The 21790-nt window shown below is 72.1% G+C and carries 17 protein-coding genes; 9 read left to right on the plus strand and 8 right to left on the minus strand.

Annotated elements, in window-relative coordinates; translation table 11 throughout:
- Window positions 1–4: 4 nt before the first annotated feature.
- A complete protein-coding gene (locus G3I54_RS04580) occupies window positions 5–532 on the plus strand; it encodes a GNAT family protein (protein ID WP_164611343.1) in 528 nt (175 codons plus the stop codon).
- Between the two features lie 37 nt (window positions 533–569).
- On the opposite strand, the gene G3I54_RS04585 is transcribed toward G3I54_RS04580, so the two are convergent.
- The 3 genes from G3I54_RS04585 to G3I54_RS04595 form a co-directional block, all read right to left on the minus strand.
- Window positions 570–1604, minus strand: coding sequence for an iron chelate uptake ABC transporter family permease subunit (locus tag G3I54_RS04585; protein WP_164611345.1), 1035 nt, complete (start codon window positions 1602–1604; stop codon window positions 570–572).
- Entirely contained in the window at window positions 1601–2659 is a 1059-nt protein-coding gene (locus G3I54_RS04590) for an iron chelate uptake ABC transporter family permease subunit (RefSeq protein WP_164611347.1), read from the minus strand. Before G3I54_RS04590 ends, G3I54_RS04585 begins: the two co-directional genes overlap by 4 nt.
- Window positions 2660–2783: 124 nt before the next feature.
- A complete protein-coding gene (locus tag G3I54_RS04595; RefSeq protein WP_164611349.1) occupies window positions 2784–3530 on the minus strand; it encodes a helix-turn-helix domain-containing protein in 747 nt (248 codons plus the stop codon).
- A 137-nt stretch (window positions 3531–3667) separates the two neighbouring features.
- Between G3I54_RS04595 and G3I54_RS04600 the strand changes: the two genes are divergently transcribed.
- A complete protein-coding gene (locus G3I54_RS04600) occupies window positions 3668–4654 on the plus strand; it encodes an ABC transporter substrate-binding protein (protein ID WP_164611351.1) in 987 nt (328 codons plus the stop codon).
- A complete protein-coding gene (locus tag G3I54_RS04605) occupies window positions 4654–6423 on the plus strand; it encodes a siderophore-interacting protein (RefSeq protein ID WP_164611353.1) in 1770 nt (589 codons plus the stop codon). The genes G3I54_RS04600 and G3I54_RS04605 overlap by 1 nt, the downstream gene beginning before the upstream one ends.
- Before the next feature lie 43 nt (window positions 6424–6466).
- Here the strand turns inward: G3I54_RS04605 and G3I54_RS04610 are convergent, their stop codons facing one another.
- The gene (locus G3I54_RS04610; RefSeq protein WP_164611355.1) at window positions 6467–8719 is read right to left on the minus strand and encodes a serine/threonine-protein kinase; all 2253 of its coding nucleotides are present in this window, start codon (window positions 8717–8719) and stop codon (window positions 6467–6469) included.
- Between the two features lie 258 nt (window positions 8720–8977).
- Between G3I54_RS04610 and G3I54_RS04615 the strand changes: the two genes are divergently transcribed.
- The gene (locus G3I54_RS04615) at window positions 8978–10057 is read left to right on the plus strand and encodes a BTAD domain-containing putative transcriptional regulator (protein ID WP_164611358.1); all 1080 of its coding nucleotides are present in this window, start codon (window positions 8978–8980) and stop codon (window positions 10055–10057) included.
- Window positions 10058–10075: 18 nt separating this feature from the next.
- On the opposite strand, the gene G3I54_RS04620 is transcribed toward G3I54_RS04615, so the two are convergent.
- Window positions 10076–11188 carry an alpha/beta hydrolase-fold protein gene (locus G3I54_RS04620; RefSeq protein WP_164611360.1) on the minus strand — a complete coding sequence of 371 codons (1113 nt, stop codon included), beginning with the start codon at window positions 11186–11188 and terminating at the stop codon, window positions 10076–10078.
- A gap of 30 nt (window positions 11189–11218) precedes the next feature.
- Window positions 11219–13708, minus strand: coding sequence for a penicillin acylase family protein (locus G3I54_RS04625; RefSeq protein WP_164611362.1), 2490 nt, complete (start codon window positions 13706–13708; stop codon window positions 11219–11221).
- 238 nt (window positions 13709–13946) lie between these two features.
- On the opposite strand from G3I54_RS04625, the gene G3I54_RS04630 reads away from it, so the two are divergent.
- Both G3I54_RS04630 and G3I54_RS04635 read left to right on the plus strand, forming a co-directional pair.
- Complete coding sequence (locus G3I54_RS04630; protein WP_164611364.1) at window positions 13947–14756, plus strand: serine/threonine protein kinase; 810 nt, start codon at window positions 13947–13949, stop codon at window positions 14754–14756.
- The gene (locus tag G3I54_RS04635) at window positions 14753–16174 is read left to right on the plus strand and encodes a serine/threonine-protein kinase (RefSeq protein ID WP_164611366.1); all 1422 of its coding nucleotides are present in this window, start codon (window positions 14753–14755) and stop codon (window positions 16172–16174) included. Before G3I54_RS04630 ends, G3I54_RS04635 begins: the two co-directional genes overlap by 4 nt.
- Before the next feature lie 51 nt (window positions 16175–16225).
- Here G3I54_RS04635 and G3I54_RS04640 read toward each other — a convergent pair whose 3' ends face one another.
- Window positions 16226–17188 carry an oxygenase MpaB family protein gene (locus G3I54_RS04640; RefSeq protein WP_164611368.1) on the minus strand — a complete coding sequence of 321 codons (963 nt, stop codon included), beginning with the start codon at window positions 17186–17188 and terminating at the stop codon, window positions 16226–16228.
- 125 nt (window positions 17189–17313) lie between these two features.
- Between G3I54_RS04640 and G3I54_RS04645 the strand changes: the two genes are divergently transcribed.
- Genes G3I54_RS04645 through G3I54_RS38860 form a run of 3 tightly spaced genes read left to right on the plus strand, consistent with a single transcriptional unit; the run spans window position 17314 to window position 19490 of the window.
- A complete protein-coding gene (locus tag G3I54_RS04645; protein WP_164611370.1) occupies window positions 17314–17967 on the plus strand; it encodes a helix-turn-helix domain-containing protein in 654 nt (217 codons plus the stop codon).
- A gap of 55 nt (window positions 17968–18022) precedes the next feature.
- On the plus strand, window positions 18023–19369 hold the full coding sequence (locus G3I54_RS04650) for an OFA family MFS transporter (RefSeq protein ID WP_164611372.1): 1347 nt from the start codon (window positions 18023–18025) through the stop codon (window positions 19367–19369).
- The gene (locus G3I54_RS38860; RefSeq protein ID WP_203685505.1) at window positions 19338–19490 is read left to right on the plus strand and encodes a hypothetical protein; all 153 of its coding nucleotides are present in this window, start codon (window positions 19338–19340) and stop codon (window positions 19488–19490) included. The genes G3I54_RS04650 and G3I54_RS38860 overlap by 32 nt, the downstream gene beginning before the upstream one ends.
- 68 nt (window positions 19491–19558) lie before the next feature.
- Here the strand turns inward: G3I54_RS38860 and G3I54_RS04655 are convergent, their stop codons facing one another.
- On the minus strand, window positions 19559–21520 hold the full coding sequence (locus tag G3I54_RS04655) for an acyl-CoA dehydrogenase family protein (RefSeq protein ID WP_164611374.1): 1962 nt from the start codon (window positions 21518–21520) through the stop codon (window positions 19559–19561).
- Window positions 21521–21790: the final 270 nt, after the last annotated feature.

Consider the following 21790-nt stretch of genomic DNA (forward strand, 5'->3'; position numbering starts at 1 on the left):
CGCCATGCCCAGCAGCACCAGGATCCGCCTGATAGAGCCCGCCGACGCCGCCCCGATCGCCGCTCACCGGGTGCGGGACGTCGAGGCCTTCCGGCGGTGGGAACCGGCCCAGCCGGCCGACTACTTCACCCCGGAGGGCCAGGCCGAGCGGATCGAGGGCCTGTTGGCCGGTCACCGGGCCGGCACGGTCTGGCCCGGCGTGGTGCTCGCCGGCGACCGGGTGATCGGTCAGGTGACCGTCGGCGGCATCCTGCCGCAGCCGCATCTGCGCCGCGGCTCGGTCGGCTACTGGATCGCCTCCGTCGCGCAGAACCAGGGGCACGCCGGGAACGCCGTCGGGCTCGTGCTCCGGGTGATGACGGACGAGCTCGGCCTGCACCGCGCCGAGGCCTCCACCAACCTGGAGAATCTGCCCTCCCAACGGGTGCTGCGCCGCAACGGGTTCACCCCGTACGGCGTCGCGCACTCCGCGATCCTGCTCGACGGGGCCTGGCGGGACGGGCTGCTGTGGGAGCGGATCCTCGGCGACTGAGCCGGTCCGCCGGGTTCACGTACTCCACCCCAGATCCCTAGAAGCCCCGGCGGGACTCGCGTACCAGCAGCACCAGCAGATACGCCCCGCCGACGCACACGGTGACCGCGCCGGTCGGCAGCACCACGCCCGGAATCGCGTGCTGCGCCGCGATGTCCGCGCCGAGCAGCAGGAGCGCCCCGACGAGCGCCGAACCGGCGAGGTCGACGGAGGTTCCGCGCCCGGTGAGACGGCGGGCGATCTGCGGCGCCGCCAGGGCTACGAAGACGATCGGGCCCGCGGCGGCCGTCACCGCCGCGGTCGCGGCCACGCCGAGAACGACCAGCAGCAGCTTCGTACGCTCGACGCGTACGCCCAGCATCGCCGCCGTTTCGTCGCCCAGTTCGAGCCAGCGCATCCGGCGCTGTGCCACCGGGGCCACCAGGGCGACCACGGCGATCAGGCCGGAGGACATCAGCACGGCGGGCCAGCCGATGGCGCTGAGCGAACCGGCGCCCCACACCGCGGCCCTCAGCGCGGTGTCCACGTCGGCCTTCACCGAGAACCAGGTGTTGACCGAGGACAGCAGCGCGCCGACCGCGATGCCCACGATGATGAGCCGGAAGCCGCGCACACCCCGCCGGAACGCCAGCAGATACACGGCGAAGGCGGTGACGAGCCCGCCGGCGAGCGCGCCCGCCGCGAGCGCCGAGTAACTGCTCGCGCCCGCGAGCAGGGTGAGGACGACACCGGTGTAGGAGCCGGTGGTGAAGCCGATGACGTCGGGGCTGCCGAGCGGGTTGCGGGTCAGGGACTGGAAGATCGCGCCGCCCATGGCGAGGGCCGCGCCGAACAGTACGGCGGCGACGATGCGCGGCGCCCGCCACTCCAGGACGACGGTGCGGACGCTGTTCCTGGCGGTGCCGGTCATGACCGCGCTCAGGTCGCCGAGGCTCAGCGGGTAGCTGCCGAGCGTGAAGGCCCACAGTGCCAGTGCGATCAGCGCGAGCGACAGCAGCCCGCACACCAGGACCGAGCGGCGCGTCGCCCTGAGGCTCAGGGACCCCGCCCTGAGGACGAATGCCCCGCTCACAGCTCCTTCACCCGGCTTCCGCGCACCAGCATGATCAGTACGGGCGCGCCGATGAGCGGCATCATCACACCGACCTGTAGTTCGGAGGGGATCACGATCAGCCGGCCGAGGACGTCGGCGATCAGCACGATCACCGGGGCGAGGACGGCGGAGTAGACGAGGATCCAGCGCCAGTCGGGCCCGGTGATCCAGCGCACGGCGTGCGGCACCATGAGACCGACGAACATCAGCGGTCCCGCCGCGGCCGTCGCCGCCCCGCACAGCAGGGCCACCGCGATCACCACACCGCACCGGACCGCGCCGACCCGCAGCCCGACGGCCCGCCCCGCGTCGTCGCCGAGGGCGATCGCGTTGAGCGGGCGCGCGCAGAGGGCGGCGGCCAGCAGCCCGGCCAGGACGAAGGGCAGGATGTCACCGGCGGTGCCCGTCGGGCGGTCGGTGATGGTGCCCGCTCCCCAGAACCGCATCCGGTCGAAGGTCTCCGTGTCGATCAGGGCGAGGGTCTGGGAGATGCCGACCAGGACCGCCGTGAAGGCGACCCCGACGAGGGTGAGGCGCAGCGGTGTGGGTCCGCCCCGGCCGCCGCTCGCGGCGAGGTAGACGAACGCCGCTCCGACGACGGCGCCGACGAGGGCGAAGGGCAGGTACTGCTCGATGCGGGTGACGCCGAAGACGGCCACGCCCAGGGTGACGGCGAAGCCGGCGCCCGCGTTGACGCCGAGGACTCCCGGGTCGGCGAGCGGATTGCGGGTGAGCGCCTGCATGAGCGCTCCCGCCACGCCCAGGGACATGGCGACGACGATGCCGAGCAGCGTACGGTCCACGCGGGCGCCGCTGATCGTGGCGTGCGAGGCGGAACCGTCGGGGGCGGTCAGCGCCTGCCACACCACGTCCGGCGGGAGCAGCGCCGAGCCGATCGCGACGCTGAGCAGCACCGCCACGAGGAGCGCGCCGAGGGCGACGCCCAGGCCGATGAGCCGGCGCGTCCTGCGACGCGCCGACCGCGACGGTGCGGTCGGTGGTGGCGCGGTCGTCGTCGCGAGCGCCTGTGCCATCTGTTCTCCCTGAGCAACCCGCCACCCGGACAGGCCGAAGTGCCGTGCGTGATCGACGTACATGAACTGCTTGAGCTGCTTGAACCGCTTCGGCCTGCTGCGTGAGCGGCCGGCTCCCCCGGGTTCAGTGGCCGCCGAGCGCCACCACCGCGTCCTTGGTGAGCGCGCTCACCGGCACCCCGGACTCCCGGCTCAGCGCGCGCAGCAGCCCGGCCCGGGTGGCGTAGCCGGCCGCCCTGGCCGCCGCCGTCAGCTCACCTCCGCCGCGGAGGTGTTCGACGGCGGCGTTCATCCTGGCCCGGTTGCGCCACCGTGTGAAGGGCAGTCCGGTCTCGTCGAGGAAGACGCGCTGCACCTGGCGGGGGCTCATCCGGTGCTGTTCGGCGAGCCGCTCCAGGGTCGTCGAGGGGGCGCGCAACGCCTCGCGGGCGAGGGCGCGTACCGCCGGATGGACGGGCAGGACGACCGGGAAGTACTGCCGGGAGATGCCTCTCAGCACGCGCCCGAGCGCCTGCCGGAACGGCTCGACCTGCTCGGGTGTGGTGGGTGCGGCGCCGAGTGCGGTGGTCATGACCTCGGTGAGCGCGGGCACCGACCCGAGCGGCTGCACACGGCGTCGTGGCTGGTCAGCGGGGTCGAGGAAGGGGCCGAGCGCCATGCCGCCCGGCTCGATCCGCAGGGCGTGCGGCACGCGTGGGGCGAGCCAGACGGCCTCGTGGCGCCCGAGCCGCCACTCCTCGCCGTCGGCGGTCAGGCGGGCGTTGCCCGTCACCACGTAGACGAGATGGGGCTCGTCGTGCGCGTGCGTGTCGTGTCCCAGAAAGCGGATGGCGTTCTCGGCGACCACCGTGCCGAGGGATGTCGTCGGCAAGCGTGCCTCCCGTTGTGCGATACGTCGTGTCCGTCACCGACGATGTCGTACTCGGATCGACGCAGCGGAACCAGCGAGGTTAGCCTCACCTTACCAACAGCTCGAACGTTCGAGCCTACCCAGCCACATGAGGTCCCATGTTTGCTCCTGCCCGTCTTCTCGCCGTCGCGGCCGTCGCCGCGCTGGCCCTCACCGGCTGCTCGGCCTCCGACCCGTCGGACGACGGGGGCAAGGCGTCCGCCGCGCAGACCCGTACCGTCACCACCGACTACGGCAAGGTGAAGGTGCCGACCGAGCCCAAGCGGGTGGTCGTGCTGAACCACGCGCTGGCCGGTTATCTGTACGACCTCGACGTGCCGGTACAGGCCACGATTCCCGAGGACGCCGACGGCAAGGGCGAGTTCTCCCCGTACTGGGAGAAGGAGGCGAAGGAGGACGGCACGACGTTCCTGCCGTGGAGCGTCGACGGCTTCGACCTCGAGGCGATCCTCGCCCTCGACCCCGACCTCATCGTCGGCGGCGGCATCGGCTTCCCGCTGTTCCAGGCGGAGAAGGTGTACGACGACCTGTCCGACATCGCTCCCACCGTGCTCGTCGGCAAGAAGCTCGGCGACTGGCGGGCCCAGTTCTCCTTCCTCGCGGACGACGTGTTCGGCAAGGCCGACGTCTACAAGGAGCACGTGGCCGCCTACGACAAGCGGATCGCCGAGGTGAAGAAGGCGATCAAGCCGCCGGCCGGGCCCGTTTCCTTCCTCACGCTCACCGGCGACGGCACCGCCTTTGGTCTGGTGGAGAGCGTGGGCCTGCCCACCGAGCTGAAGAAGGTCGGCATCGAGCCGGCGCCGATCTTCGCCGACGGCGGTTTCAAGGTGTACGGGCAGGGCGGCGACATGTTCGAGCTGTCCACCGAGAAGGTGGGTCAGACCATCACCCAGCCGTCCGTGTTCGTCATGGGCTTCAACGCCGACACCACCGACGTCGCCACCCTGAAGAAGAACCCGGTCTACGGCGCGCTGCCCGCCTTCAAGGCGAACCAGGCCTACGACCTCCCGCACTGGGTGCTGCGCGGCGACTACGACGAGTCGATGGCCCTGCTCGACATCATCGAGAAGAAGTTCTCCTGATGGCGGCTCAGCGCGCCTACACGACGCACCCGCTCGTGCTGCGCCGGGTCACCGTGCGCCGCGTCGAGGAGGTGACCTCCCGGATGCGGCGGGTGGTCCTGGGCGGCGAGGACCTCGCGGCGTTCACCCGCGACGGGATCGACCATCCGGCCTTCGCCGCGCCCGGGTTCGACGACCACATCAAGCTGATCCTGGCCGCCGACGGGAACGTCCGGGCGGCGCTCCCGGCCCAGTTGCCGCACGGCATCGAGTGGACTCCGGCCGAACACCGGGTGACCCGCGACTACACGCCCCGGCGGGTGGACCTCCGTACGGGAGAGCTCCACCTCGATTTCGTGGTGCACGGCGAAGGGCCCGCGGAAGCATGGTCCGCTTCGGCGCGGGAGGGTGACGAGCTGTGGTTCGTCGGGCCCAAGTCGTCGCTCCGGCTGCCGGAACGGCTGGACTGGATCTTCCTCGTCGGGGACGAGACGGCGCTGCCCGCGATCGGCCGCTTCCTCGACGAGCGTCCGCTCGACGCCACCGCGCATGTGCTGGTGACCGTCTCGGACGACTCGGCACGCCAGGAACTGGCGCTGCGCGACGGCGACACGATCACCTGGGTCCTCGCGGAGCCGGGCGACGCGGCGGCCCTGGACGCCGCCGTCCGCGCGCTGCCGGTGCCCGCGGGTGAGGGCTATGCCTGGGCGGCGGCGGAGAGCCGGGCGCTGCTTCCGGTACGCCGGTATCTCCAGCGGGAGCGGAAGCTCCCCAAGGACCGGGTGAACATCACGGGTTACTGGCACCGCGAGGACGCCACCGCACCGGAGACGGGGAGCGCGGCCGAGGCGGGCGTGGCCGCACAGAGCCCCGCCGAGATCCCGTCGCCGCTGCCGTGGCTGGTCGCCCGGGCCGCGTTGCAGCTGGGCGTCGTCGACGCGGTGGCCGACGCGCCGGGGCTCTCCGCCGGGGCGCTCGCGGCCCGCCTGGGCGTGGCCGGGCCGGGCATCGACGTCCTGCTTCCGCTGCTCGCCGCGTACGGCGTGGTCGTCGGCGGCGACGAGGAGCTGCGCCTCGGTCCGGCGGGCGAGGAACTCCTGGAGGACCACGAGCGCGAGGAGTACACCGGCCACGAGGCCGAACTGCTGCTCGCCCTCGCCCACCTCGCTCCCGCACTCCGAAACGGCACATCGCCCTGGCGGCTCGCCTCGGGCGCCACCCTGCACGACACGGTGACGCACGACGCGGAGCGTTACGGCGAACTGGTCGAGGAATGCGAGCAGTTGGTCTTCCTGCTGAACGGTCTGACGGCCGACGCCCTCTGGGCGGACGTCGAAAGCTGCCTGCTGACCGGTCCTGGCAGCGCCTCGGTGGTCGCCGCCCTCGACGACGCCGGACGGCGGCCGAGCCTGCGGATCGCGGAGGAGGCCACGGCGGCCGAGGTCCTGCGCGGGCACATCACGGCGCCGGACCGGATCGACTGGACGGCCGGTCCCGCCGATGTCGCCGTCGCCGCGAAGGCGCTCGCCCACCGCACCGACGAGGAGGCCGTACAGCTCCTCACTCGGCTGGCCGGCTGGACCCGGACGGCGGTCCTCGTCGAGGCCTCCCGCCCCGACGGCCTCAGCCCGCACGCGGCCGAGGCGGCCCTGCACGCCTACACCGCGACCGGCAGCCCGCTGCGCGACTCCGCCGCCGTCGCCGCCCTCGCGAGGCGGTCGGGCTGGGACGTCGAGCGGACCGTCGCGCTCGGCTGGGGCACGGAAGCCACGGTCCTGCGCCGCAGCTGACGCCCGCCCCCACAGGGGAGGGGCGGGCGGGAGGCCGCCGGGGTCAGTCCGACCTCGGCGGCCTCCGCGCGTCGAAGGCGAAGAGGGTGTTCTTGGCGGCGGCCACGAACACCGCGCGCCCCGCGACGGTCACCCGGGGGCTCGCGTCCTGTTCGCCGGTCAGACCGTCGGCCTGCGGATCCGTGCTCCACAGCGGGGCGCCGTCCTCCCGCGACAGCGCGACCACCCGGCCGGTGGCCGAGCTGAAGTACACCGCGTCGCCTCCCGTCGCCGGGCCCGACGCGCCCTCCACGCCGGTCTGCCGCGACCACTTCCGGTCTCCGGTCGCGGAGTCGAACGCCGTCACACGACCGGTCTGCCCACTCACGTAGACGGTGCCGTCCGCCATGCCGGCCGTGCCCGCGTACACCTGGCCGAACCGGGAGTAGGTGACCTTCCGCGAGGCCGGGTCGACCCGCGCCACCCCGTCGTACCCGGCCTGCGTCACTCCCTCGTAGCGCTTCGAGAGGAGGACGAGCCTGCCGTCGGCGGCGCCCACCGGCACGACGGGGCCGTTGACCGCGACGGGCTCGCCGAGTGTCCCGGAGGCGAGGTCGAGCGTGGCCAGGGTGGGACGGCGCACATGTACGGCGTCCACCTCCGCGTCCGTCGCGCACATGGCGAGGAGCCGGGGGCCCGCCGGGACGGGGGCGCACTGGGTGCCGCCGGGGAACGGCGTCGTCCAGGCGACCTCGCCGCTGTGGGCGTCCCGGGCCTCGAAGCGGGAGTTGGAGGCGTCGACCGTCACCACGGCGGAGCCGGTCACGACGGCGTCCATGGACCGGCCCGTGACGGCCGTCGACTGGGCGCCGGACGGCACGGACCACAGCTCGCGGCCGCTGTCCGCGTCGAGGGCGACCACCTCGCTGCGGGGGTCCTGCGGGGCGTCCTGGGCGGCGAAGCGGTAGCCGAGGACGGTGTCGTCGGTGGCGCCCACCAGGTGCATGCCCTGGACGGGTACGCCCGGGCTCTCGGCCGTCCACACCCGCGATCCGTCCCGGACGCTGATCCGGGTCGCGACCACACCGCCGCCCCCGCAGAACAGCGCGTCGTCCCGCGCGACGCACCGCAGCTCGTCGGGAATGTCCTCGCGGCCACCCGGCACGGTTGTGCGCCACGGCTCGAAGCCCTTCGGAAGCGCGCCGGCCGGTGACGCCGCGGCGCTGCGGCGCGTGTCCCCGTCGCCGGGGTCCGTCCCGCCGCCGGTCGCCCCGAAGCCGCCCGTCGTCAGCGCGGCCACTCCCCCGCCGATCGCGGCCACCGCGACCGCCGCCGCGAGCACGGGCCGCCAACGGCGGCGCAGCCGGCCGCCGATCGCGGTGCCGGTGCTTCCCGTGCCGGAACCGGCCGGGGCGGTCCGCTCCCGGTCGGCCCCGGTCGCGAGGTGGTGCTGCGTGACCATGTCGCGGGTGCGCCCGGCGACCGGCCCGCCGGGGCCGGCCCCGCCGAGGTCGGTCGGCAGGTCCCGCAGCAGCACGAGGAGTTCGTCCACCGAGGGCCGGCCCTCGGGCTCCTTGTCCAGGCAGGGCTCGACGACCGCGCGCAGGGCCGTCGGCACGGCGCCCAACGACGGCTCCTCGTGCACGACCTGGTAGGCCGTTATGTAGGGGCTGTCCGCGTCGAAGGGCCCGTGGCCGGTCGCCGCGTACACCAGGAGCGTCCCGAGCGAGAAGACATCGGACTGCGGCCCCACGCCGCGCGGCGCCTGCAGTTGTTCGGGCGACATGAAGGGCGGGGTGCCGATGACCCGTCCGGTCATCGTGAGTGTCTGCTGGTCCACGGCGCGGGAGATGCCGAAGTCGATGACGCGTGGGCCCTCGGGCGAGAGCACGACGTTGGAGGGCTTCAGATCGCGGTGGACGACTCCCACCCGGTGGATGTCGCGCAGCGCCTCCGCCAGCCCGATGGCGAGCCTCCTGAGCTCCGCCCCGTTCAGCGGGCCCTGTTCGGTGATGCGCTGGGCGAGCGTGGGCCCTTCGATGTAGGTCGTCGCCATCCACGGCTGATCGGCCTCGGGAGCGGCGTCGACCACGGCGGCGGTGAAGGCTCCGCTCACCCGGCGCGCGGCCGCCACCTCCTGCCGGAAGCGGATGCGGAACTCGTCGTCCCCGGCGAACTGCTGGTGGATCAGCTTGATCGCGACGGGCCGCCCCGAACTCGTACGGGCCAGGAAGACCGTGCCCATGCCACCCGAACCGAGCCGGTCCTCCAGCGGATAACCGCCGATCTCGGCTGGATCACCTCCGCGCAGCGACACTCTTCCCGACCTCCCGTCCCCCGTGCGTCCCAGCCGCCACGGGCCTGCTCATCCGTCCTGCACACAAACTAGCCGCAGGGCGGTGAGGCCGAGCGAAGCGGGTACCGGACCGCCCGGTGCCGCCGGGCCGGGATCCGCCATGGCCGCGTGCTCCCGTATGTCACTCCGGATCGTCCCGGATGCCGTGCCCGGCGCCTCCCCCTCTACCGTGTCGACGGCGCCCGCCAGACCGACCCGTCCGGAGCCCGGGGAGCAGCGATGCCGACGACTGTCACCTTCCTCAGCGACGACCGCCCCACCGCCACCGCGCTGCGGCATCAGGAGCGCCAGGTGCTGTCCGCGGTCGGCTGCGGCCTCGGGGACGAGGAGATCGCGGCCGCCCTCGCCGTTCCCGAGGACACGGTGGCCGAGCTTCTCGCGCGGATCCTGGCGAAGCTGGGGCTGCGCGACCGGGCGGCGGCCATCGTCCACGCCTTCGACTGCGGTCTGGTCGCCCCCGGGCACGGCCCCCGCCCGCGGCCGGCGCGACCGGCCTCCCGGACCGTCGCGGTACCGGTGGGCATACCGGCGCCGCCGTTACGGGTCTCCCTGCTGGGGCCGCTGGAGGTCCGGCGGGAGGGCCGCCTTCTGAACCTGGGGCATCAACGCCAGCAGACCGTCCTGGCGGTCCTGGCGCTGAGCCCGGGGCGGCCGAGCAGCCGGCGGGAGCTGCTCGACGACGTCTGGGGGATGGAGCAGCCGGCCGCGAACGTGGTGCCCGTATACGTCTACCGGCTGCGCAAAGCCCTGGGCGACGGGGGCCGCCCGGTCCCGGTCATCGAGCACGGCCCCCGGGGCTACCGGCTGGCCCCGGGCGCCGTCGCTGTGGACGTGGCGCATGTGGAGGAGCTGGTCACCGGCATCGGGGACGCCGAACGGGCGGACGATCCGGCGGAGGCGGTCCGGCTCTGTTCCCGGGTGCTGGAGCTGTTCCGCGGGGAGCCCCTGGCGGGGCTGCCGGGGCCGCTCGCCGAGCTGGAGCGGCTGCGGCTCACCGAGCGCAGGATCGCCGTGGTGCGGCGGAAGGCGGAGTGGCAGCTGCGTCTCGGCCGGGATGCCGAGGCGATCGCCGAGCTGTTCGCCCTGTCGGCGGAGCACCCCCTGAACGAGCCGTTGGCCGCGATGCTGATGCGGGCGCTGCACCGGGACGGGCGCCGGGCCGAGGCCCTGACGGTGTTCGAGCGCGCCCGCCGCGGCCTCGCTGACGACCTCGGGGTTCCTCCGAGCGGGGTGCTGCGGCGGGCGCGTCGGATGATTCTGAGCGGTGAGGAGGCCGGACCGGGCCTCAGCCCCGCCTGACCTCCGCCGGACCGGGCATCAGCCCCGCCTGACCTCCGCGGCGGCGAACTCGCCTTCCAGCCGGGGAATCAGATCCCGGAGGTCCTGTTCCCAGCAGTAGCCGTTGTGGCCGCCGTTGCACTGGCCGCCCCAGCCGGCCCCGTCGCCGTAGTTGACGTAGTAGTAGGACATGCCCAGGGCGTCCATGGCGGCCTTGACGTTCTTGGCCGCGCCCGCCACCCAGAACTCGGGATCGGTGACCTCGCCCCTCCCGTCGCCGGTGTAGATGGAGACCCGCACTCCGGCGTCGGCCAGCCTGTCCATGTGCTGGGAGGGGTCGACCTCGTTGAACCGCCAGTCGGCGTTGAACACCGGGTAGGGCGAGCCGAAGGCGGCGTCGCTGTCCACGGCGGGTTTGTACGGGGAGTCGTTCGGGTCGCAACTCCCGGACGCCAGGGCGCAGATGACGCCCTGCCCGTCGATGAGGGAGGCGACGACGGCCAGCCGCAGGCCCATGGACCTGACCGAGAGGTCGATGTCGCCGGAGAGGGAGGCGGTGTGGCTGAACAGGTCGGGGCGGACCTGGGCGTAGTGGAAGGCGCCGAAGCCGCCCATGGAGACGCCCGCGACGGCCCTGGCCTTCTTGGTGGCGATGGTCCGCAGGTTCGCGTCGATGAACGGGATCACCTGGTCCAGGTGGAAGTTCTGCCAGTTCTGCGCTCCGGCCGCGGTCTTCTGGTTGAGCCAATTGGCGTACCAGCCCCGGGCGCCGCCGTCCGGGATGACGGTGATCATCTCGTCCGACATCGAGAGCGCCGGGTAGTTCTGCTGGATCGGGTCGTCGGGAGAGCCGTGCAGGAAGTACAGGACCGGGTAGCGGCGGTCCGGGGCGTCGTAGTAGCCGCTGGGCAGAATGATCTTGATGTGCTGCTCGCCCGCGACCTCGGGTGTGGTCACGGTGAGGTAGAAGTTCGTGGCGCTTCCGACCGGCGCGCCGACCTGGGTCAGGCCGAAGCCGTCGGGTATCGGCGGCGGCGTGCCGGGGTCGGCGGCGCGTACCGCCCCCGCCGGTGCGACCACGGCCACCGCCGCGACCGCCCAGGCCACCGCGAGCCGCCACCAGAGTGCTGTTCTTCGTACGGTGCTCGTCACTGTGTTCCCCTCGTGAGGCTGTCGAAATGCTCAGTTCAGAACCGTGGTCCGCAATTGCGGTGAGGCCGCGATCTGTTCCTCCGTGAACCGCTCGGTCACCCACTCGCCGGCCGAGAACAGCTTGGTCTGGTCGGCGTGGTGCGGCGAGTTCGGGTTGGCCGACTGGGAGTAGGCCATGACGGAGAGCGCCTGCGGCGGGCCGGTGGCGGTGAAGCGCACCTGCTGGATGAAGCTGGAGCCGAAGACGATGTCAAGTTCTCCGTCGACCTGGCCGGGGGTGATCACGTTCAGCACGCCGAGCTGGCCGAGCGAGCCGTGGATCGGGATCCGCTCACCGCCTCGGGTGACCTTCTGGATGTCCGACAGCGGCGCGTTCAGCGGAATGTTCGCCTTGCGCAGCGCGAGGACGGCCCGGCCGAAGGCGTCACGTACGGCGGAGCTTCCGGAGTCCAGCGAATTGGGCGTGTGCACCGGGTCCTTGGGGTCGAAGGGGACCCGCCACGGCAGTTTCTCCACCCCCTGCCCGTTGAGCAGGAAGGCCCAGTAGTTGGCGAAGAGCCAGGAACCCCGGCTGTCCGTCGTGTAGTCGTGGCTCTTCCAGGCGGCCAGGACCGGGCACGCCTCTCGCACATCGACCAGGTTGCCGTCGACCAGGATGTGCCCGAAAGGCACGTTCTGACACATCGTCACCGTGGCATCGAGGGCCAGGTCGGCGGCTCTGCTGTTGTCGGCGAACAACAACTTCCCCATGGTTTCGGGCGTGAAGCCCTTGCCGGGGAGGCCGTCGGTGCCGGCGATCCGCTTCTGCGCGGTCAGAATGAGCTCCTGGGTGCGCAGCGACCGGGGCGCGGCGGTGTCGCCCATCACCCGGGGGAAGGCGAGCGGTTGCGCGGGGTTGGCCAGCCAGGGGCTGTCGTTGGCGTTGCCCACGAAGTCGCTGCGGATCAGGCGCGGTTGCTTGTGCGGGTCCAGCAGTCCCGGCGCGGCCGCGTTCGGGTCGTCGGGCCAGTCGCAGGCGCTGCGTTTGCCGTCGAGTATGGAGATCGGCGGCACGTTCGGCAGCCGGAGCGACTGGTCGAACAGCAGTCGGCCGGTGGCGGTGAGGCAGGATTCCGCGTGCTGGTCGGTGATGTTCGGGGTGGCCTGGATGTCCGCGTACAGCGCGTTGCCCGCGCGGTCGGAGGCGACGGTGTTGAAGAAGGGGACGCCCTGGGTGGTCTCCAGGATGTTCACGACGTCATGGACGTCCTTGGCCTGGTCGAGGCGGAACCAGCTGTTCAGCGCCCGCAGGTTGTGCAGGTTCACATCGCGGACCGCGTGCGCGCTGACCACCCAGGGCAGCGGGATGCCCTGCATCGATGTGGTGACGGGCCCGTAGCGGGTGGACCACAGCGTCCTGCCGACCTTGGCGAGGGAGCCGTCCGGCTTCAGCACGTCGACCTCGACCCGCTGCGAGGCCATCTGCTCCCAGGCGCCGTCCACCAGGTACTTGGTGGGGTTGAGCGGATCCACCTGTACGTCGAACAGTCCGAACGGGGCCACCGTGGCGACCGTATGGCTCCAGGCCACGTCCTCGTTGTAGCCGATGTTCACCGCGGGGAAGCCCAGCAGGCTGGCCCCGGAGACATTGACCTCGCCCGGGATCGTCAGCTGGCTCTGCCACATCCGGTTCTTGCCCTGCCACGGGAAGTGCGGGTTGGCCAGCAGCATGCCGGTGCCCCCGGACACGCCCTGGGAGCCGACCGCCAGGGCGTTGCTGCCCATGCCCTGTTCGCGGCTCGCCGCCATCGCGTCGCGGATCTTCGCGGCGGTCTCCTCGGGCGAGGAGGCTCGGGGCGCGGGCTTGCCTGACGTGCCCTTCGGCTGTGCGGCGGCCGAGGCTCCCGGGGGCGTCGCGTTCACCTGGCCGTCCAGGAGCGCGTCGGCGCTGCCCATGATGATCTCGGCGTGCGCGTGCCGGTAGACGTCCATCTCCGTGATCGGCCGGACCCAGTCCGCGCCGCGGCAGGCGGGGTCGGAGATGCCGTCCACACCGGTCTCGGCCAGGTATCTGTTGTACCCCTGGACATAGCCGCGAATGGCTTCCCGGACCTCGGGTTCGGGCCCGTCGGGGGCGGGCTTGTCGAGGAGCCGTTCCACCACCCGGTCGTTCTTGAGCCGCTGGAAGTACAGATCGCTGTTGAGGTTGCTGGTGGTGTTCTGGTTCTGTCCGGGGCTCGCCCTGCCGTCGGGGCCCAGATGACGGGACCGCTGGGCGTCGACCATCAGATAGGTGTCGGCCAGGGTGCAGATGTTGTCCTCGGCCGCCGCGTATCCGTATCCCGTTCCCAGTCCCTCCCAGTCCGAGGCGATGATGTGCAGGATGCCGTATTCGGTGTAGCGGATCGTCGGCCTGTCCGGCCCCGCTTCGGCGGCTGCCGCCCCCGTGGCAGTCGAACCGGTGGCCGCCAGTGTGCTCATCACCGCCACCGCGGCGACGACCGCCACCGACAGCCTCATTCGGTGTCTCCTCCGTGCCATCGCTGTCCCTCCCCTGTCGTACGGGCCGTCGCCCGAACGCGGTCAAGCTAAGGAGCAGCGATGAAATCCCGCTGAAATCCGAACGGTGACTTAGCCCACTGAACCCCGTCCAGAACGGGGCATCCATGGCGTCGGGCAACGGGTTTTGGCTATGTGGCCGAAGAGCACCGATGAACTCCCCCGCCGGATGAGTATCGTTCCGCTCGTCCGACAAGCGACAAACAGGACGGGGGGCGCAGTGAGCGGCGTAGTCGTTTATCTGCCGCAGGGAAGCGGTGGCGCCGTCGGCGGCGGACCGCACGGGGACACGACGACCTTACGGCTGGGACCGGGCGAGGCCGCCCGCTTCGGGCGGGGCTCCACGGCCTTGCCCGTGGAACTGCGCCTCGACGATCCGGCGATCTCCCGGCTCGCCGGGGAGATCCGGGTCACCGACGACCACTGGCAGTTGACGAACCACAGCACCACCCACAGTTATCTCGTGGAGAACCCGGAGGGCGCGGGGGAATACCTGCGGGTGCCGCCGCGAAGGGTGGGGGCGCCCATCCCGTTCGAGTTCGCGCGCGTCGTGCTGCCGACGCGCGGTGACGTCACGACCTCCTTCCAGGTGTTCGCGCCCGACCACCTCTATCTGGACCCGGACGCGATGGGCGGCCCCTGGGGGAACAGCACGGTCACCGCGTACTCCCTGAACGAGACGGCCACCTACTTCCTCGTGCTGGTCGCGCTCTGCGAACCGCGCCTGCGCGACCAGTCGCGGGTGGCGGTCCCCACCACGCCCCACATCGTCGAGCGGCTCGGCGGACATCTGCCCGGCGGCGAGCTGACCGCACGGGCGGTCAGCTCGCACATCGACTACCTCGCCGAGCAGAAGCTGCGCATCGGCGGCCCGGACGCCCCCGAGTCGGGCAAGGGCGACCGCCGCAACGGCAAGCGGGAGGAGATCGTGGGGCTGGCGCTGCGGTTCGGGCTCGTACGGGAGGAGCATCTCGCGCTGCTGCCGCCCCTGACCGGGGCCGGCGGGCGGGAGCGGCAGGCCGCACGATGAGCGCGCCGCACGGCCCGCGGTACATCGCGGACGGCGACGGTACGTACCTGCTGCCGCCCGGATACCGGGTCGGGGACTGGGTGGTCACCCGGCCGATCGGCTCCGGGGGCTGGTCCACGGTGTACGCGGCGCGGCCGGCCGAGGGGCGGACCGGCGGGGCCGCCGCGTCGCGGGGGCCCACCGACGTGGCGCTCAAGATCATGCCGACCGCCGGGCTCGCGCCGCGCCAGGCACAGCGGATCGTGGAGTCCGCCCGCCGCGAGGTCGGACTCGGGCGCGCGGCCGGGCATCCCCGGCTGATCGGCGTCCTGGAGTCGTTCGTTCTCACCGCGTCCGGCCGCCCCGAACTGGAGGGCGCGATCGTGCTGGTCATGGAGCGGGCCGCCGGCAGTCTGCGGGAACTGATCGACGCGGGGGCGCCCGAGACCGATCGCGGCCGGCTGATCGCGGGCATCTGCGAGGGGCTCGCCCATCTCCACCGGTCGGGCTGGGTCCACGCGGACCTCAAGCCGGAGAACGTCCTGCTCGGCAGGGACCGGTCGGTGAAGCTCTCGGACTTCGGTCTCGCCACCGAACTGACGGGCACCCACGGTCACGTGCCTCCGCTGGGCACCCTGGACTACTTCCCGCCCGAACGCTGGCGGGCGCCGCTGGGCGAACGCGGCGTACGGGTCCGGCCGACCGCGGACATCTGGGCGCTGGGCATCGTCATCCACGAGGTGTTCGCGTCCGGTGCGTCGCCGTTCCCCGGCGCCACGCCCATGGCGCGCGGCGCCGCGGTCCAGGAGTACGGCCAGGGGCGGGCGCCGCTGCGCATGGACCAGGCCGTACCGCCGTTCTGGCGTGCGCTGGCGGCCGACTGCCTCGCCCCGACCCACGAGGCCCGCGCGCCCCACAGCGCGGAGAGTCTGCTCGCCCGGATCGCCGCGCACCGGGCGGGAGTCGGGGCGGGTGCGGGGCGGCGGGGCTCCCGGGCCCGCGCGGCCGTCCTGGCCACCGCGCTGTGCGGGATCGCCGGCGCGACCCTGTACTCGGACGCGGTACGGGCGACCGCGACCGCGCCGCCGGGCCCCGCGGGCGCCACGCCGCCCGGCACGATCCAGGTGTACAACGCGGAGCGGGACTGCCGGGAGCGGGCCGACCGGGACCCGCGGTGCAGCCTGGGTCTGGCGATCGATCCCGTGCGGCCCTACACCGCGGAGAACGTGGTGCCGACCAGGGTGTGGCACGGGGACGTCCTCACCGCCGAATGCCGGGTGCCGGACGGGGAGACCATCATCGACGAGGAGGACCGCCGGTCCACCCACTGGTTCCGCGTCCGCCTCCCGCCCGGCTCCGAGCCCCCGACCGCCTGGCTTCCCGCCGTACGCGCCAAGGAACGCCCGGCGCTGCCGGAGTGCTTCTCCGACACCCCCTAGGGGCGGCCGGACAACTCTGGTTCACCCGGGGCGGTTTCGCACAGGGCGGTTTCACCCGGGGCGGTCGGTCTTCGGTGCGTAGTGCTGCGGAAGCCCGCGGCGCTCTTCGGGCGGGAGGTTCCGGGCCGGCGTCTCCACCGGTCCCGACGCCGCCCGGCCCCGCTCGCGGTCCCAGCCGGCACGGGCGCGCGGGTGGAAGCGGTGCCGCTCGGGGACGCGTTGCCAGGTGTGGTGCACCAGCAGGCCCAGTGCGCGCAGCAGCCGTTCGTCGTGGGGCGTCCAGCGCAGTCCGAGGCGTTCCCGCACGGCCGGCGGATACATGCCGACCGTGATCCACAGCGTCAGCCGGACGAGCGGGATGCGGGCCAGGGCCCACAGCGGCGACGGCAGCAGCCGCAGGAGGGGCGGTCTGGCGATCCGGCGCATGTTCAGGACGTCCCGGGTCGGCCGGTTGTCCTCCAGGACGTCGGCGCACATGTGGTCCCAGTACCGCTGGAACTCCTCCCAGGTGCGGGGTACGGGTTTCATCGAGAGGCCGTACAGCGCGTACCAGCGGACGTGCTCGTCGAAGAGCGTGTGCCGCTGCGCGTCGGTGAGGCCGCCGCCGAAACGCTCGGCCACCTGCACGGTCAGCATGAAGAACGTGGCGTGCGCCCAGTAGAACGTGCCCGGGTTGAGCGCGTGGTACGGGCGGCCGTGCTCGTCGACCCCGCTGATCGAGGCGTGGTAGCCGCGCACCTCGCGGGCGGTACGGGCGGCGAGCGGGCCGTCGTAGACGACTCCGCCGATCGGGTACAGCGAGCGGAAGAGGCGCTCCCAGCGCTCCTCGAAGAAGCGCGAGTGCTCGGCGACGCCCGCGCCCAGCTCGGGGTGCATGTTCTGCATCGATCCGGCCCAGGGTGCGAGGAGGAGACCCCGCCAGTCGCCGAACCACCGCCAGGTGAGGGAGTCGGGGCCGAGGGGCTCGGGGGCTGCCGGGCCGGTCGGGTGCGGTCCTTGGGCTGACGCTGTCACGTTTACCTCCGCTGGGGGATTTCCGTTGCGAGGCCGTCGAGAGCAATCTGATGACACCTGTCCTCAAGTTAGAATGTGCGGACACCTGTCGTCAATTGCATGAACAGAACACGGGGGAAACGGAGTTGACGGAACGGAGCTGGGGCGGGACCAAGCTCGCCGATCGTCGCGCCGCCCGTCGGCAGACCCTCCTGGACGTCGCCGAGCGGCTGGCCGGCGAGGAGGGGTGCGCGGCCGTCACGGTCCGGTCCGTGTGCCGGGAGGCCCGCCTGACGGACCGCTACTTCTACGAGAGCTTCACCGGCCGCGACGATCTGCTCCTCGCCGCCTTCGAGCGGGTCGCCGACGAGGCCAGAAGCGCGCTGGAGGAGGCCGTGGCGCTCAGCGACCCGCAGCTCGAAGTCCGGGCCGGGGCCGCCGTATCGGCCTTCGTCGCCCTGGTCCTGGACGCGCCGCACAAGGGCCGGCTGCTGCTCCTGGAGCCCTTCGCCGACCCGGTGCTCGGGGCCCACAGCCACCGGCTCATGCCGGTGTTCACCGACCTCGTCGGTGGCCAGCTCACCGGGACGGGCGACGACATCGACCGCCGCATGGCCGCGCACGCCCTGGTCGGCGGCCTGGCCAGCCTCTTCGCCGGGTGGCTGCACGGCACGCTCGATGTGCCGCGCGAGCGGCTGGAGTCGCACTGCGTGGAACTGGTGCTCGCGGCGACCTCGCGGAAGCAGCCCGGCGGGCGGTGTGCGGACGAGCGGCACCGCCACCCGAAACGAACACGGTGAAAGATTATTCAACTATCTTCTCAACCAGTTTCCCACTCACTACGGTGAGGGACCCATGAGTCCCCCCATCGCCCCCGTGGGCTGGAGTCGCTGGCTGGTGCCGCCCGCCGCCCTCGCGATCCACCTCTCCATCGGCCAGGCCTACGCCTGGTCCGTGTTCAAACCACCGCTCGAGGAAGCGCTCGGCCTCAGCGGCACGCAGAGCGCCCTGCCCTTCCAGCTCGGCATCGTCATGCTCGGCCTCTCCGCGGCCTTCGGCGGCACGCTCGTGGAGCGCCGAGGACCGCGCTGGGCGATGACGGTCGCCCTCGTCTGCTTCTCCTCCGGCTTCCTGATCTCCGCACTCGGCGCCGCGACCGGGCAGTTCTGGCTGATCGTTCTCGGGTACGGCTTCGTCGGAGGCATCGGTCTCGGCATCGGCTACATCTCGCCCGTATCGACGCTCATCAAGTGGTTCCCCGACCGTCCCGGCATGGCCACCGGCATCGCCATCATGGGCTTCGGCGGCGGCGCGCTGATCGCCTCGCCCTGGTCGGCGCAGATGCTGGAGTCGTTCGGCGGCGACACCTCCGGGATCGCGCTGGCCTTCCTCGTCCACGGACTGTCCTACGCCGTCTTCATGCTGCTGGGCGTCCTGCTGGTACGTGTGCCCCGCCCGCGGGGCGAGCGGCGGGAGGCCGCCGGCGCCACGGTGTCCGACGGGCCCCGGGTGTCGGCGCGTCAGGCTCTGCGCACCCCGCAGTTCTGGCTGTTGTGGGTGGTGCTCTGCATGAACGTCACCGCGGGCATCGGCATCCTGGAGAAGGCCGCGCCGATGATCACGGACTTCTTCGCGGACACCTCCACGCCCGTGTCGGCGGCGGCCGCCGCCGGGTTCGTCGCCCTGCTGTCCGCGGCCAACATGGCCGGCCGGATCGGCTGGTCCTCCACCTCCGACCTGATCGGGCGCAAGAACATCTACCGCCTCTACCTCGGTGCGGGCACGCTCATGTACGCGCTCATCGCCCTGGTGGGAAACTCCTCCAAGCCCCTGTTCGTCCTGTGCGCGCTGGTCATCCTCTCCTTCTACGGCGGCGGCTTCGCGACAATTCCCGCCTATCTCAAGGATCTCTTCGGCACCTACCAGGTCGGCGCGATCCACGGCCGTCTGCTCACCGCCTGGTCCACCGCCGGTGTCCTGGGGCCGCTGATCGTGAACTGGATCGCCGACCGGCAGGAGGAGGTCGGGAAGGACGGCGCGGACCTGTACGGGACGTCGCTCTTCATCATGATGGGCCTGCTCGTCATCGGCTTCGTGGCCAATGAGCTGGTCCGCCCGGTTCACCCGTCCCACCACCTCGACGCCGTACCGGCGCAGAAGGGAGCGCCCGATGTCCGACGGCAGCAGTCAGAGCCCGCCTGACGCCTCCGCGGGGAAGGACCGGCGGCCGCTGATCGCCTTCACCTGGCTGTGGGTGGGCGCCCCGCTCGCCTACGGGCTGTACGAGCTGATCCGCAAGGCCACCCAGCTCTTCACCGGCTGACCCGATGCGGGCTCCGGGCCCGGTCCGCCGGACCCGGAGCCCGGAGGCCGGGGTGGGCGCCGCCGGGGTCAGCCCACCAGGTCCGGGGCGCGCAGCAGCTCGGACGGGATGCCCCAGGCGTCGACGAGGCCGCCCGCGAGGGGCCGGACCTTGCGGCAGAGGTCGTTCACCTCACGGGTGATCGCCTTGGAGCGCTGGACGGTCAGCCGTCCGTGCTCCATGAACCACGCCCGGTCCGCCTCGATCGTCGACAGCGCGAACAGGTCGCACAGCAGGCCCAGCGCGACCTTGTTGCCGCCCTCGGGCAGCGTACGCAGCTTCTCGACGAAGGCCTCCAGCACCAGCCGCTCCACATGGGCGCGGGCGACGGCGATGACGTGGTCCTGCACCTGGGAGAAGACGACGCCGGGGTCGCGCTTCTGGTCGATCCCGCGCTTGAGCCTGCGGGCCACCCCGGCGAGCAGATGCTCCTCGCGGTAGCGGACCATGGCGAGCTGGTACTCCGAGTCGAGCAGGCCGGCCTCCTGGTCCCACTCGTCGCCGCCGGGCAGCAGATCACGTACGCGCTCCAGCAGTTTGTGGGCCGACGTCTTCTCGATGACCGTCTCGACGGCGAGGTTGGTGACGTAGCGGACCATGCCGAGCTGGTCCAGGTCCTCGAACTCGCTCGCGTAGTCGGTGAGCAGACCCTTGGCGACGAGCTGGAGCAGGACGTGGTTGTCGCCCTCGAAGGTGGCGAAGATGTCGCTGTCGGCCTTGAGTGCGGCGAACCGGTTGACGGCGAGATACCCGGTGCCGCCGCAGGCCTCACGGCACTCCTGGATCACCCGGGTGGCGTGCCAGGTGCCGAGCGTCTTGGTTCCGGCGGCCCGCGACTCCAGCCTGCGCCGTTCCTGCGGGTCGTCCTCGATGCCGGAGAAGACGTCGTGCAGTTGCGTGCGTACGACGTCCTGCGCGAAGTGCAGTGCGTAGGTACGGGCGACGAGCGGCAGCAGCCGGCGCTGGTGCAGACCGTAGTCGAGGAGCAGCTGCTCCTCGCCCCGGGAGCTCGCCGCGAACTGCCGGCGCCGCAGGGCGTACTTCGTGGCGACCGCGAGGGCGACCTTGGCGGCGTTGATCCCGGCGCCGCCGACGCTGACCCGGCCCTGCACCAGGGTGCCGAGCATGGTGAAGAAGCGGCGGTCGGGGTTGTCGATCGGGCTCGTGTAGACGCCCTCGGGGGTGACGTCGGCGAACCGGTTGAGCAGTGCCTCGCGGGGCACCCGGACACCGTCGAACCGGATGCGCCCGTTGTCCACTCCGTTGAGGCCCATCTTGCGGCCGTCGTCCTCGATGTCGACGCCGGGCGCCACCGCGCCGTCGACCCGGATCGGCACGACGAACGCGTGCACGCCCTCGGACTTGCCGTCCACCTCCAACTGGGCGAAGACGACGGCCAGTTCACCGTGGCGGGCGGCGTTGCCGATGTAGTCCTTGCGCGCCTGCTCGCCCTCGGTGGTGATGACGAACTCCTGCGCGGCGGCGTCGTACCGCGCGACCGTGCCGAGTGCCTGCACATTCGAGCCGTGTCCGGTCTCGGTCATCGCGAAGCAGCCCATCAGCTTCCCGGTGACCAGGTCCGGCAGATGGGCGTCGTGGTGGCGTTCGGTGCCCAGGTGCAGGATCGCGCCGCCGAAGAGCCCGAACTGCACGCCGACCTTCACCAGCACCGACAGATCGCCGAAGGCGAGCGTCTCGAACGCGGCGATCGAGGCCCCGACGTCGCCGCCACCGCCGTACCGCTTCGGGAACCCCATGCCGGTCTGGCCTGTCGCCGCCATCTCGACCACGAGGTCGCGCACCCGCTCGCGGAACGCGTCGATGTCGAGCTCGTCGGCCTCGTCGAGAACCGAGGCGTACGTCACGAGGTTGGCCCGGACCAGGTCGCGGACCTCGGCGTACTCGCCGTCGAGCACCTCGGTCAGCGCCCGGACGTCGAGTTCCGGCTGCACGTATCCGCCGGAAGCGGTAGCTGTTTTGTCAGTGGTCATACCACTTCGCTACCCCGCCTGGAGACGATCACCTCGCGCCGCTGCGTGGATTTCGCCGAGTCGGGGAAAGCCCCGGCGCGAAAGGCCCCTGCCCGCGGGGCGGCACAGCAGCCCACGCGGCCCCTCGCCATGGTGGTTGACGCATGCGCCTGTGGCCCTGGTCCTCTCCCGGCGGGCCCGGTCAAGGGGAACACAAGGTGAACGGCGCGGCGCAGGGGCGTGAGCGCGTCAGGGCAGTGCCCCGTTCGCCATCCCGCGCGCCCTGCCGAG

The sequence above is a fragment of the Streptomyces sp. SID14515 genome (genome assembly GCF_010548505.1).
GTDB lineage: Bacteria > Actinomycetota > Actinomycetes > Streptomycetales > Streptomycetaceae > Streptomyces > Streptomyces caviscabies.